This window comes from Streptomyces sp. (assembly GCF_031181555.1).
Lineage (GTDB): Bacteria > Actinomycetota > Actinomycetes > Streptomycetales > Streptomycetaceae > Streptomyces > Streptomyces fimbriatus.
Genome location: NZ_JAPSKQ010000176.1, coordinates 1 through 12,563 on the forward strand (window position 1 = coordinate 1; position 12,563 = coordinate 12,563).

The window sequence follows — 12,563 nt, forward strand, 5'->3', positions numbered from 1 at the left end:
CCAGCCAGTCCGCGACCTCCTGGTCCGCCGCCCGGGCGTCCGTCAGGTGCGGGCGGTCGCTGCTCGCGGCACCCGCGCCGGGGCCGGTGTTCCTGTACTCGGCGAAGCGGTCGCCCTTCCAGGAGAAGCCGCCCATGTCGGTCCACGGCGTGGTGCGGATCGCGGCGCTGAGGGTGGTGTTGCGGACCGTGGTCTGCGGGTCGAGGGAGGCGTCGCCGCCGGCGTGCCAGGGGCGGCCGAGGAAGAAGGAACGGTCGGAGACGTCGCCGTTCACCGCGGAGTTGGCGATGAGGATGCCCTTGCGGCCGGCGGGCGTGCTGGGGGCGGTGACGTAGCCGGCGGAGGTGCCGTCCCAGCGCTTCTTCAGGGTGATGACCGAGCGGTCGATCACCGCCGTCGCCCGGCCGAAGACGAAGTCGACGTTGCCCGTGACGTAGGAGCCGGTGACGTAGACCCGGCCGGGTTCGTCCTTGGCGGCCGTGTCGAGGAGCAGGGTGTCCTGGTCGCCCTCGACGATGACGCCGTCCAGGAGGACCTTGTCGGCGGCGGTGCGCAGCGCCACGGCCTGGTGGCCGGAGAGGGACTGGTTGGCCCGCTCGTCGAAGTCGTTGGAGATCGTCAGGTTGCGGGCCTGGAAGTCGTCGGCCTCGACGGCGACGGTGGCGCTGCCGGAGGTGCCGTACGTGCCCGAGCCGTCCGGCTTCGGCGTGCCCGCCGCGTTGCCGAAGACGATCACCGTGTCCTTGCGGCTGCCGCCGGTGCCCTGGAGGGTGATGTGCGGCTTGTCGGAGGGGATCCTGACCGTCTCGCGGTAGGTGCCCGGCTTGACGGAGATCACCACGCGTGAGGCGTTGTTCGCGGGGACGGCGTTCACCGCCGCCTGGACGGTCCTGTACCGGCCGGTGCCGTCCTTGGCGACCGTCAGGGTCGTGGCCGCCGCGGTCTTCGCGGTGGCCGCCGTCGTGCCGATGGACGTGCGCGGGCCCGCCTGCGACCGGAGCAGGGACGGGACGTCCGCCGCCCTGTCGAGCGTGTAGGCGTAGTACGTCTTCGGGTCGAAGGCCGTACCGCCGCTCTCGTTGCGGCCCGACGTGCCGGAGAAGACGTTGCCGCGCTGGACGACCGCCGCCGTGGCGTCCTTGACGACGGGGTTCCGCACGCCCTGGAAGTAGCTGTTCTCCAGGACCATCCGCGTGCCGCCGCGCGCGTAGTTGCCGTAGGAGGAGGTGATGTCCGTGCCGGGGACGTCCTCCAGGAAGTTGTTGTACAGGTGCGCGTGGGCGGCGTTGTCGGTGGACGGGTTGCGCTGCTCGGTGTCGCGGAACCAGTTGTGGTGGATCGTGATGTCCGTCGTGACGTTCTCGGTCCAGCCGATGCCGAAGGTCTTGTTGTTGTCGCTCAGCCTGTTCCAGGAGACGGTCACGTACGAGCTGTCCTTGCGGACGTCGATCAGGCCGTCGGCCATGCGCCGCAGGTCGTTGTGGTCGATCCAGACGTGGTGGGCGCCGTCCATCTGGATCGCGTCGAAGTCGTGGTCCTTGTCGTTCCAGACGCCCTGGTAGGAGTCCCGGATCGTCAGGTTGCGGATGATCACGTTGTGGACGCCCCGGCCGAGGAAGAAGCCGCCGCCGACGACGTGCCCGCTCGTCCCCTGCCCGACGATCGTCTTGTCGGAGGCGACCTTGATCTCCTTGCCGACCGGATTCATGGTGATCGTCCCGGCCACGACGATGACGTACGGCTCCGCGGCCGTCGCGTACTTCTCCAGCTCGGCCTGCGTCCGCACGGTGACGGTCCTGCCGTCCCGGCCGCCGTACGTGCCGTTCTGGCCGAGGGCGTGCACGGAGGCGAAACCGTCGGCGGTGGCGGTGGCCCATGCCGGGGCGGCGGTCGCGGCGGACGCCTGCCGGGCGCCGGAGCCGAGGACGCCGAGGTCGGCCCCGTACACCAGCGCCCCGGCGGCGGTCACCGCCAGCGGGATCCCGGCTGCCAGGACTTTCCTGCCCCGGCGGTGACGAGCCTTGCTGCGGTGCTCACTCATACGGCGATCCGTTCCATGGGGGGTGGGACGCCGATCGGTCGCCGCCCGGCGCGGAAAGGTTGCCGTCCCCGCCGTGGAAGCCGCCGCGGAACCCGGGGCTACGGAACCCCGGGCGGTGGTGTCGGTGCGCCCGGCAGGCGGATCGTGGCCGTCATGCCGCCGCCCTCCGCCGGGGTCAGGGTCACCTCGCCGCCCGCCTGCTGGACCGTGCGGGCCACGATGGACAGGCCGAGGCCGGAGCCCGGGAGGGCGCGGGCGCTCGGTGAGCGCCAGAAGCGGTCGAAGACGTGCGGGAGTTCGTCGGCGGGGATGCCGGGGCCGTGATCGCGGACGGTGAGGACGCCGTCGACGAGCCGGACCTCGATCGTGCCGCCGTCGGGGCTGAACTTCACCGCGTTGTCCAGGACGTTGACCACGGCACGCTCCAGCGCGCTCGGCTCCGCCCGCACGTACCAGGGCCGCACGTCCGCCGTGATGGCCAGCTCCGGGCCGCGCAGCCGGGCGCGGCGCAGGGCCGACTCGACGACGTCCTGCCAGGCGACGATCCGCGTCCGGCCGGTGTGCTGGCCGGTGTCCGGGCGGGACAGTTCCTGCAGGTCGCCGATGAGGGACGCCAGTTCGGTCATCTGCGCCTTCACCGAGGCGAGCAGGGCCTTGCGGTCCTCGGCCGGGATCGGGCGGCCCGTCTCCTCGCTGCGGGTGAGCAGCTCGATGTTGGTGCGCAGGGAGGTGAGCGGGGTGCGCAGCTCGTGGCCGGCGTCCGCGATGAGCTGCTGCTGCAGGTCGCGGGAGCCGGCGAGGGCGGAGGTCATGGAGTTGAAGGAGCGGGAGAGCCGGGCGATCTCGTCCTCGGCGTCGTCCTCGACGGGGATGCGGACGTCCAGGTCCTCCGTGCGGGCCACGTGCTCGACCGCCTCGGTGAGCTTGTCGACGGGGCGCAGACCCGCACGGGCCACCGCGAGACCGGCGGCGGCCGCGCCCAGCACCCCGACGCCGGAGACGAGGAGCAGGATCAGGGCGAGGTCGTTGAGCGTCGACTCGATGCCCTTGAGGGGCACCGCTACGAGAACGGCCGCGTTGGTGCTGGTCAGCGTGCTGGGATCGTTGATGACCAGCGGCAGGGTCAGTACGCGGACCTCCTCGCCGTTCTGGTCCGTGCCGTTGCGGAAGATCCCCGCCGAGCCGCTCCGCGCGTTCTCGATCACGTTCCGGTCGGACGAGGTGACCTTGACGCTGCCCACCGAGCTCGGGAAGAGGCAGACGGTCCCGCTCTCCCCGACCACCTGTGAGTAGGTGTACCGGAAACCGCCGGTGTCGCTCTCCCTGGGCGTGTCGGTGCAGTCGGCGAGGGCGCTGCGGATCTCGTCGGCCCGCTGGCGGTCCTGCAGCACCGTCGCCTTCTTCAGGTCGTTGTCGACCTGTTCGTACAGCTTCCCCTGCACGATGAACCAGCAGGTGACGGACACCGCCGCCACCGCGAACGCCACCGCCGCCGCCACCAGCAGCGACAGCCGCGCCCGGATCGGGAGGGCGCGGAAGCGGCGCACCAGTGTCCTCACTCCGTTTTCCTCACTCGGCGCCGGCCGCGCCGGTCTGCCGCAGCACGTAGCCCACGCCCCGCACCGTGTGCACCAGGCGCGGTTCGCCGCCCGCCTCGGTCTTGCGGCGCAGGTACATCACGTACACGTCCAGGGAGTTCGACGAGGGCTCGAAGTCGAAGCCCCACACCGCCTTCAGGATCTGCTCCCGCGTGAGCACCTGGCGCGGGTGCGCCATGAACATCTCCAGCAGGGTGAACTCCGTACGGGTCAGCTCCACCGGGCGCCCGCCCCGCACGACCTCCCGCGTGGCCAGGTTCATGCTCAGGTCGCCGAAGGTGAGGACGTCGTCCGACTCGGCGGAGGCGGCCACGGCGGCCGCGTACGAGCTGCGGCGCAGCAGCGCGCGGATACGGGCGAACAGCTCGTCCAGCTCGAACGGCTTCACCAGGTAGTCGTCCGCCCCGGCGTCCAGTCCCGTCACCCGGTCGCCGACCGTGTCCCGCGCCGTCAGCATCAGGACGGGGGTCGTGTCGCCGGCGGCGCGGATGCGGCGGGCGGCGGTGAGGCCGTCCATGCGGGGCATCTGGATGTCGAGGACGACCAGGTCGGGCCGGTAGGCCGCCGCCTTCTCCAGGGCGTCCGCGCCGTCCACGGCGACCTCGGTGTCGTATCCCTCGAAGGCCAGGCTGCGCCGGAGTGCCTCGCGTACCGCCGGCTCGTCGTCGACGATCAGGATGCGCTGGGGGTCACGGTCGCCTTCTGCGGGGCTCATGGGCTCGGGGTTCCTCCGTCTGCGGTCTGCGAGGGGGAGCGGCAGGGCCGGGGTGTTTCGGGTTTCAGCCTCGCACGTTTCCCCGGGTGCGTACCGCGTCAGGTGGTGGAGCCGGCCCGCAGCGCAGGCAGGTCCGCCTTGACCGTGTCGACCGGGATGGCGAAGCCCAGGCCCACGCTGCCCGCGGCGGACGCGTCCGCGCCGCTCGGCGCGTACATCGCGGAGTTGATGCCGATGATGTTTCCGTTCATGTCGATCAGCGCGCCTCCGGAGTTGCCGGGGTTCAGGGACGCGTCGGTCTGGATCGCCTTGTAGGTGGTCGTGGATCCGCCCGTGTCGCCGTTGAACTCCCGGCCGCCGAACTCGAACGGCCAGCCGTCGCCCTGCTGCCCCTGCTGCTGCCCCTGGCTCTCGTCCGTCGAGACGGTCACGTCGCGGTCGAGCGCCGAGACGATGCCGCTGGTCACCGTGCCGGTCAGGCCCTCGGGCGAGCCGATCGCCACCACCTGGTCGCCGACCTGGACGCCGTCGGAGTCGCCCAGGGTGGCCGCCCGCAGGCCGGACGCGTCCTCCAGCTCGATCAGCGCCAGGTCCTTCTTGCTGTCGGTGCCGACGACCTTCGCGGTGTACGTCCTGCCGTCGCTGGTCCGCACCTCGACCGACGAGGCGCCGGCGACGACGTGGTTGTTGGTGATGATCTCGCCGTCCTCCGTGATGATCACGCCGGAGCCGGTCGAGGACCCCGCGTCGGAGGCGGCCTTGATCTCGACGATGCTCGGGCCGACCGCCTCGGCGACGCCGGACACCGTGCCCTTCTGGCCGGCCGGCACCACGTGGGTGCCGGCGGTGCCGGCGGAGGCGACCGTGTCGCTGCCGGTCAGTTCCTGCACGCCGTAGGCGGTGCCGCCGCCCACGGCCGCCGCGACGATCGCCACGGCGGCGAGCAGGGCGGCCGGGCCGCGGGCGCGCTTCCGCTTCGGGGGCCGCGCGGGAGCGTACGCCGGCGGGGGCGGCCACTCGGGGGCGGGGGTTCCGGTGTGCACAGGGGAGGAGAGGTGCGGCTGCTCGTCCCCGTGGGGGCTCTCGTACTCGCCACTGCGGCGGAAGCTCTCGGTCATGGCCTCGAGCCTCGCGCCCGACGATGAGAGCATCCTGAGTGCTTGCTGAAAAGCCCGGCAGAACCTCGTATGCCCGATATAAAGGCCCGGGTGGTCAGAATGGGGGCCCGGGTGTGCGAAGGGTCCGGGTGGTCAAGCGCAGCCGCAGGAGTGGCGCACCACGAGGCGGGACGGGAACACCTTCAGGCGTTCGCGGCGCGAGCCGGCCACCCGCAGGCCGTCGTCGAGGACGAGGTCCACCGCCGCGCGGGCCATCGCCGAGCGGTCCGAGGCGACCGTGGTCAGGGGCGGGTCGGTGAGCGCCGCTTCCTTGATGTCGTCGAACCCGGCGACCGCGAGCTCGCCGGGCACGTCGATGCGCAGCTCGCGCGCCGCGCGCAGCAGGCCGATCGCCTGGTCGTCGGTGGAGCAGAAGACCGCGGGCGGGCGGTCCGGCCCGGACAGGATGCCGAGGCCGACGCGGTAGGCGTCGTAGCGGTTGTACGGGGCCTCGAAGAGCCGGCCCTCGGTCGGGATGCCGGCCTCCTCCATCGCGCGCCGCCAGCCCTCGACGTGGTCGGAGACCGGGTCGCCGACGGCGGGGGTCTCGGCGGTGCCGCCGACACAGGCGACGTACTCGTTGCCGTGCTCCAGCAGGTGGCGTACGGCGAGCTGGGCGCCGCCGAGGTCGTCGGTGACGACGGCGACGTCGTCGATCGCCTCGGGGCGTTCGTGCAGCAGGACCACCCGGGCGTCCCAGGCCTCGATCTCCGCGGCGGCCAGGTCGTTGAGCGCGTGGCTGACCAGGATCAGCCCGGAGACGCGCATGCCCAGGAAGGCGCGCAGGTAGTGGACCTCGCGCTCGCCGATGTAGTCGGAGTTCCCGACCAGCACCATCTTTCCGCGCTCGGAGGCGGCCTGTTCCACCGCGTGCGCCATCTCCCCGAAGAAGGGCTGGCGCGCGTCCGGCACGATCAGACCTATGAGGTCCGTGCGCCGGGACGCCATCGCCTGGGCGACGCGGTCGGGCCGGTACCCCAGCTCCTTGATCGCGGCGAGCACGCGCTCGCGCGTGGCCGGGGCGACCGGCCGGGGTCCGTTGTTGATGACGTAGCTGACCACGGCAGTGGACGTCCCTGCCAGCCGCGCCACGTCATCCCTGGTTACCTTGGCCACGCGCGGAGTCTACGCGGATATACCCGCTCCGGGCAGGGCGTAAAGGAGGTTCCGTGCAGCGGGGAATGGGCTCGTATGTGCGATCGCAACGCTCATGCGTGCGCCTTTCACGCCTTCGCCCGCGCCTCGGCGCCGTCCCGCGCGGTCGTCTCGTCCGTATCCGACGCCTTTTGCCGGTCGGTCCTGCTCTTGGCCTCCTCGGCGGCGCGCTCCACCTTCTCCGGCGTAACGAATCGATAACCGACGTTCCGGACGGTGCCGATCAGCGACTCGTGCTCGGGGCCGAGTTTCGCGCGCAGCCGCCGTACGTGGACGTCGACCGTGCGGGTGCCGCCGAAGTAGTCGTAGCCCCAGACCTCCTGCAGCAGCTGGGCGCGGGTGAAGACCCGGCCCGGGTGCTGCGCGAGGTACTTCAGCAGCTCGAACTCCTTGAAGGTGAGGTCGAGGACGCGGCCCTTGAGCTTGGCGCTGTACGTCGCCTCGTCCACCGACAGGTCACCGTTGCGGATCTCCATCGGGGAGTCGTCGTTGACGATCTGCTGGCGGCCCATGGCCAGCCGCAGCCGCGCCTCGACCTCGGCCGGTCCCGCGGTGTCCAGCAGGACGTCGTCGATGCCCCAGTCCGCGGTGACGGCGGCCAGGCCGCCCTCGGTCACCACCAGGACGAGCGGACAGCCGGGGCCGGTGGAGCGCAGCAGCTGGCACAGGCTGCGGACCTGCGGGAGGTCCCGCCGGCCGTCGACGAGGATGACGTCCGCGCCGGGGGTGTCGACGAGGGCCGGTCCCTCCGCGGGGGCCACGCGCACGTGGTGCAGCAGCAGGCCGAGGGCGGGGAGCACCTCCGTCGACGGCTGGAGGGCGTTGGTCAGGAGCAGCAGTGAACTCATCGCGCCCCCCCTGCCCGGATCGGGGTCGTCTCGCGTTCGTGCACGGTTCGCTCGCCCATAACGTCTGGTTCCTCCTCGGTCCCTGCGAGGACGTTTACGGCACTGCTGCGTGCGATCGACGGCCCGTACACCAGCGGTTCCCCGCGTCGTATACAACGCTTCCGAAAGCACAAAAGGACCCGGGGGCTTCACTGCCCGAGTCCTGTTCACAGCAGAATAGCCGACATGAGCACCGGTCCGGCGGGTCATGTGGCGCGTTCCACCTTTCGTCCATATTCCGAGACGCCCGGCGTAACGCACGGAGGTACGCCTTTGCGGAGGTTTCTGCGCACTGCGGACGGCGTGCGGATCGATTCCGTATACGACCCGGGAATCGCCGTGTACGAAAGCTCCGGGGTGCCCTCGCGCGATCCGGTGTTCGTGATCGCCCACGGCTTCACGGGGGACGCGGACCGGCCGCACGTGCGGCGGGTGGCGCGGGCGTTCGCACGGCACGGGGCCGTGCTGACGTTCTCCTTCCGCGGGCACGGCGCGTCGGGCGGGCGGTCCACGGTCGGGGACCGGGAGGTGCTGGATCTGGCGGCGGCGGTGTCGTGGGCGCGGGAACTGGGGCACGCGCGCGTGGCCACCGTCGGGTTCTCGATGGGGGGCTCGGTGGTGCTGCGGCACGCGGCGCTCGGCGGTGGTGACGCCGGTGCGGGGCCGGGTGCCGGTGCCGGTGTGGACGCCGTGGTGTCCGTGAGTGCGCCGGCCCGGTGGTTCTACCGGGGGACCGCGCCCATGCGGCGGCTGCACTGGCTGGTGACACGGCCCTCCGGGCGGCTGGTGGGACGGTACGGGCTGCGGACGCGGATCCACCACCGGCAGTGGGATCCGGTTCCGCTGTCGCCCGTCGAGGCGGTGCCGCGGATCGCGCCGACGCCGCTGCTGATCGTGCACGGCGACAGCGACGGCTACTTCCCGCTCGACCATCCGCGCATGCTGGCGGCGGCCGCCGGTGAGCACGGGGAGCTCTGGGTCGAGCCCGGCATGGGCCACGCGGAGAACGCGGCGCCGGAGGAACTGCTGCACCGGATCGGGGACTGGGTGGTCGCGCGGGCGGGCTAGCCTGGCGGTGTTCACCGTCAACCGATTGAGGAACCAGCAGATGGCAAAGGTCACGGTGCGGTACTGGGCCGCCGCCAAGGCCGCGGCCGGTGCGGCCGAGGAGCCGTACGAGGCGGACACGCTCGCCGAAGCGCTCGACGCGGCGCGCGAGCGGCACCCCGGCGAGCTCACGCGCGTCCTGCTGCGGTGCTCGTTCCTCGTCGACGGTGATCCCGTGGGCACCCGCGCACATGAGACGGTACGGCTGGCCGACGGCGGCACGGTCGAGGTGCTCCCGCCGTTCGCAGGAGGGTGAGCGATGACCGACCAGCCGTACGAGGGACACGCCGGGCACGACGGGTACGACCCGTACCAGCAGCACCAGCAGCACCAGCAATATCACCAGCACCAGCAGCAGGCCCAGCCGCAGGCGTGGCCCGGGCAGCAGCAGGCGTACGACGATCCGTACGCCGCCCAGCAGTACACGCAGCAGTGGCAGGGGCAGACCTGGGAGACGCAGATGCAGCCGCCGGTGTCCGCGCCGGTGGAGGAGACGGCGTATCTGCCTCCGCAGGAGTACGCCGGGCCGGCCGCGCACGGGGGATACGGGGCGTCGGCGTCGTACGCGCCGGCGGCCGCCCCGCCTCCTGCTCCGACCCCCGCTCCCGTCTCTGCTCCGGCCCCGTCGGGCCCCGTGCCGCCGTCCGCCGAACCCGGGGGTGCCGCGGGTGCCGGGGCCGCCGCGGACTTCCCCGAGTACGGGCCGGCCACGCTGGCCGGGAACGCCCGTGTCACGGACGCGCAGCGCGCCCGCGCGGAGGGGCGTTCGCCGATCATCGAACCCGGTGTGCAGCCGGCGATGCTCACCGCGTTGCTGGGGCTGCTGCTCGCCGGTGGGGCGGCGCTGGGCGCGTACGCCCTGCTGGTGCCGCTGGTGGCGCTCCAGGGGGTCACGGCGGCGGGCTGGTTCCGGCTGAACGGGATGTGGCCGGCGCGGCAGGGGATCGCGCTGGGGTTCCTGGGGGCGCTGGTCGCGGACGTGGCGCTGCTGGCGTCGGACCGCTCGCCGGCGGCGATCCTGGGGACGCTGGGGGTGTGGGTGCTGCTGTCGTTGGTGCTGCAGCTGCGGTCGCACGCGGATCCCGACGAGCGGATGTACGGCCTGATGGCGACGATCGCCGCGGCGGCGCTGGCGATCGCGGCGGGCGGGTACCTGGCGGCGGACGCGGACGCGGTGACCGTCGGCGCGGTCGCGGTGGCCGCGGCGGTCGTGGCGCGGGCGCTGCCCCTGCCGGCGCCGGCGTCCGTGCCGGTCGCGCTGCTCGCGGCGGCGGGTGCGGGGTTCGTGGCCGGCTCGATGACGGACAGGGGCGCCTCGGGCGCGCTGCTCGGCGCGGGCGCGGCGGTCTGCGCGCTGATCGGTCACCGGGTCGCGAGCTACGACTATCCGTCGCGCTTCGTCCACTTCACGGCGGGCGTCGCGCTGCCACTGGCGGCGGCCGCCCCGGCGGTGTACGTGCTGGGGCGCGTGTTCGCCTGAGGGCGGGCGGGAGTGCGCGTCCGCCGGGCGCGCCCGCGCCGCCCCCCGGCACCCGGAAGACGCCGGGCCCCTGCCCCCGGCCCGGCGACGCGGTCCCCTGTCACAGGTGATCGACAATCCCGAGGTCCCCGCACCCCCCGGGGTTACCCTCGCGCTGGACGGCCGTCCGGTCGTCGGGGAACACCGTCGGGACACGCCCAGGTGGGGGAACACCGCATGCGCGCACTGCGAACACTGCTCATCGTCGCCGTGGTACTGGGCGGGATCTTCGTGGTCGTGGACCGCGTCGCGGTCAACCTCGCCGAGAGCGAGGCGGCGGACCGGCTGAAGGCGACCGAGAACCTCGCGACCACCCCCGACGTGTCCATCAAGGGCTTCCCGTTCCTCACCCAGGCCGCCGGCGGCTCCCTCGACGAGGTGCAGGTCGGGATCGAGGGATACGAGGCCGCCACCGGGGACGGGTCCCGGAGGATCCGGATCGCCGATCTGCGCGCCGACATGAAGGGCGTCGAGTTCTCCGGCGACTACAGCTCCGCCGTCGCCGACAGCGCCACCGGCACCGCGACCGTCGCCTACGACGAACTGCTCAAGGCCGCCCGGTCCGACGCCACGCAGGTGGGTCCCGGTGTCACGGCCGAGGTCGTCGGCCTGTCCGACGGCGGCAACGGGAAGATCAAGGTCGAGGTGGAGACCACCGTGCTCGGTGCCGAGCTGCCCGAGCCGGTCTCCGTGCTCAGCTCGGTGACGGTCGTGGACGGCGACACCGTCCGCGTGCGGGCGGACGCGCTGCCGAGCTTCGGCGGGGTCGAGATCGTCGAGTCCCGCGTGCGGCGGATCATCGACTTCGAGCAGAGGATCGACGGCCTGCCCGGCGGGATCCGGCTGGACAAGGTCGAGGCGGCGCGGGACGGGGTGGACATCACGGTGAAGGGTTCCGACATCCGTCTGGCCGGGTAGGGAAGGTTCGGCGGACGCCGGCGTCCGACAGGCGAGACGGGGGCGTCCGCAGGGCAGATGTGACGGCGGACGCATGCGGGACCGGGCCTGCGGGAGCGGGGGCTCGCGACTCCCCCATCCCGTATCGCGGACGATCGCGTCTCAGCATACGACACGCCGGTGACACGCCCGCCCTGCCGTCCCTACGATCGACACCATGCAGTGTCAGACGAGCGTCCTCCGATCGCGGGGACAGGCGGATCTCACGAAGCGGCGGGCAGTAGACCTGTGCCGTGTCGCCGCCATGCTCTGTCGCCCCTTCTGAGCGGACGCGTCGACGTCCGCGTTCCTGCCCTGCCCCGCTGAGGGCACCCGTGCGCCGGCCCCGTGCGGCCACGCGCACCCTCTCACTCGCATGTCCCGCCGCAACTGCCCCGGAGGAGAAAGAACATGAGCCGCAGCGACGTCCTGGTCGACGCCGATTGGCTCCAGGAGCACCTGGACGACCCGACCATCGCCATCGTCGAGGTGGACGAGGACACGTCCGCCTACGAGAAGAACCACATCAAGAACGCCATCCGGATCGACTGGACCAAGGACCTGCAGGACCCGGTCCGCCGTGACTTCGTCGACCAGGAGGGCTTCGAGAAGCTCCTGTCGGACAAGGGCATCGCCAACGACCACACGGTCGTCCTCTACGGCGGCAACAACAACTGGTTCGCGTCGTACGCCTACTGGTACTTCAAGCTGTACGGCCACGAGAACGTCAAGCTCCTCGACGGCGGCCGCAAGAAGTGGGAGCTCGACGCCCGCGAGCTGGTCCCCGGCGACGAGGTGCCGGAGCGGCCGAGGACCGAGTACAAGGCCAAGCCGCAGGACACGTCCATCCGTGCCTTCCGCGACGACGTCGTGGCCGCCATCGGCAAGCAGAACCTGGTCGACGTGCGCTCGCCCGACGAGTTCTCCGGCAAGCTGCTCGCCCCGGCCCACCTGCCGCAGGAGCAGTCGCAGCGTCCGGGCCACGTCCCGACGGCCGCCAACATCCCGTGGTCGAAGAACGCCAACGACGACGGCACCTTCAAGTCGGACGAGGAGCTCAAGGAGCTCTACGCCGCCGAGAACGTCGACCTGGCCAAGGACACCATCGCCTACTGCCGCATCGGTGAGCGTTCCGCGCTGACCTGGTTCGTGCTGCACGAGCTGCTCGGTGTCGAGAACGTCAAGAACTACGACGGCTCCTGGACCGAGTACGGCTCCCTCGTCGGCGTGCCGATCGAGCTCGGCCCCGGCAAGTGACCCTTCCCGACCGACCTTTCCAGACCCCTTCAGGAGTAAGACATGTGCGGTGCGAAGGCCGGCGGCCCGGACGCCTCGACGATCAAGCCCGGTGAGACCACCATCCAGGGTCAGGTGACCCGCGACGGCGAGCCGGTGACGGGCTACGTCCGTCTGCTGGACTCGACCGGCGAGTTCACCGCGGAGGTCCC

General features: G+C 72.0%; 13 protein-coding genes. 7 read left to right on the forward strand and 6 right to left on the reverse strand.

Annotated elements, in window-relative coordinates:
* The 6 genes from RIM90_RS26570 to RIM90_RS26595 all read right to left on the reverse strand — a co-directional run.
* Positions 1-2,041 (reverse strand): pectinesterase family protein (locus tag RIM90_RS26570; RefSeq protein WP_309063282.1); only part of this gene is annotated, 2,041 nt, incomplete at its 3' end.
* 98 nt (positions 2,042-2,139) lie between these two features.
* Positions 2,140-3,600 carry a HAMP domain-containing sensor histidine kinase gene (locus tag RIM90_RS26575; protein WP_309063283.1) on the reverse strand — a complete coding sequence of 487 codons (1,461 nt, stop codon included), beginning with the start codon at positions 3,598-3,600 and terminating at the stop codon, positions 2,140-2,142.
* A gap of 10 nt (positions 3,601-3,610) precedes the next feature.
* Positions 3,611-4,354, reverse strand: a complete 744-nt coding sequence (locus RIM90_RS26580; protein ID WP_309063284.1) for a response regulator transcription factor — start codon at positions 4,352-4,354, stop codon at positions 3,611-3,613.
* 98 nt (positions 4,355-4,452) lie between these two features.
* A complete protein-coding gene (locus tag RIM90_RS26585; protein WP_309063285.1) occupies positions 4,453-5,472 on the reverse strand; it encodes a trypsin-like peptidase domain-containing protein in 1,020 nt (339 codons plus the stop codon).
* A 132-nt stretch (positions 5,473-5,604) separates the two neighbouring features.
* The gene (locus RIM90_RS26590; protein WP_309063286.1) at positions 5,605-6,627 is read right to left on the reverse strand and encodes a LacI family DNA-binding transcriptional regulator; all 1,023 of its coding nucleotides are present in this window, start codon (positions 6,625-6,627) and stop codon (positions 5,605-5,607) included.
* Between the two features lie 107 nt (positions 6,628-6,734).
* Positions 6,735-7,514 (reverse strand): response regulator transcription factor, encoded by a 780-nt coding sequence (locus RIM90_RS26595; RefSeq protein ID WP_309063287.1) that lies wholly within the window; start codon positions 7,512-7,514, stop codon positions 6,735-6,737.
* A gap of 225 nt (positions 7,515-7,739) precedes the next feature.
* Here RIM90_RS26595 and RIM90_RS26600 point away from each other — a divergent pair, with 225 nt between their 5' ends.
* From RIM90_RS26600 to RIM90_RS26625, 7 genes are all read left to right on the forward strand, one after another.
* Positions 7,740-8,621 (forward strand): alpha/beta fold hydrolase, encoded by an 882-nt coding sequence (locus tag RIM90_RS26600; protein WP_309063288.1) that lies wholly within the window; start codon positions 7,740-7,742, stop codon positions 8,619-8,621.
* A 40-nt stretch (positions 8,622-8,661) separates the two neighbouring features.
* The gene (locus RIM90_RS26605; RefSeq protein WP_309063289.1) at positions 8,662-8,916 is read left to right on the forward strand and encodes a MoaD/ThiS family protein; all 255 of its coding nucleotides are present in this window, start codon (positions 8,662-8,664) and stop codon (positions 8,914-8,916) included.
* 3 nt (positions 8,917-8,919) lie between these two features.
* Positions 8,920-10,140, forward strand: a complete 1,221-nt coding sequence (locus RIM90_RS26610) for a hypothetical protein (RefSeq protein WP_309063290.1) — start codon at positions 8,920-8,922, stop codon at positions 10,138-10,140.
* A gap of 216 nt (positions 10,141-10,356) precedes the next feature.
* Complete coding sequence (locus RIM90_RS26615; RefSeq protein ID WP_309063291.1) at positions 10,357-11,097, forward strand: DUF2993 domain-containing protein; 741 nt, start codon at positions 10,357-10,359, stop codon at positions 11,095-11,097.
* Between the two features lie 196 nt (positions 11,098-11,293).
* Complete coding sequence (locus tag RIM90_RS31630; protein WP_351714517.1) at positions 11,294-11,401, forward strand: Ms5788A family Cys-rich leader peptide; 108 nt, start codon at positions 11,294-11,296, stop codon at positions 11,399-11,401.
* 125 nt (positions 11,402-11,526) lie between these two features.
* Complete coding sequence (locus tag RIM90_RS26620; protein WP_309063292.1) at positions 11,527-12,372, forward strand: sulfurtransferase; 846 nt, start codon at positions 11,527-11,529, stop codon at positions 12,370-12,372.
* 42 nt (positions 12,373-12,414) lie between these two features.
* Positions 12,415-12,563, forward strand: a 149-nt coding sequence (locus tag RIM90_RS26625) for a DUF1416 domain-containing protein (protein WP_309063293.1), incomplete at its 3' end; no start/stop codon positions are given.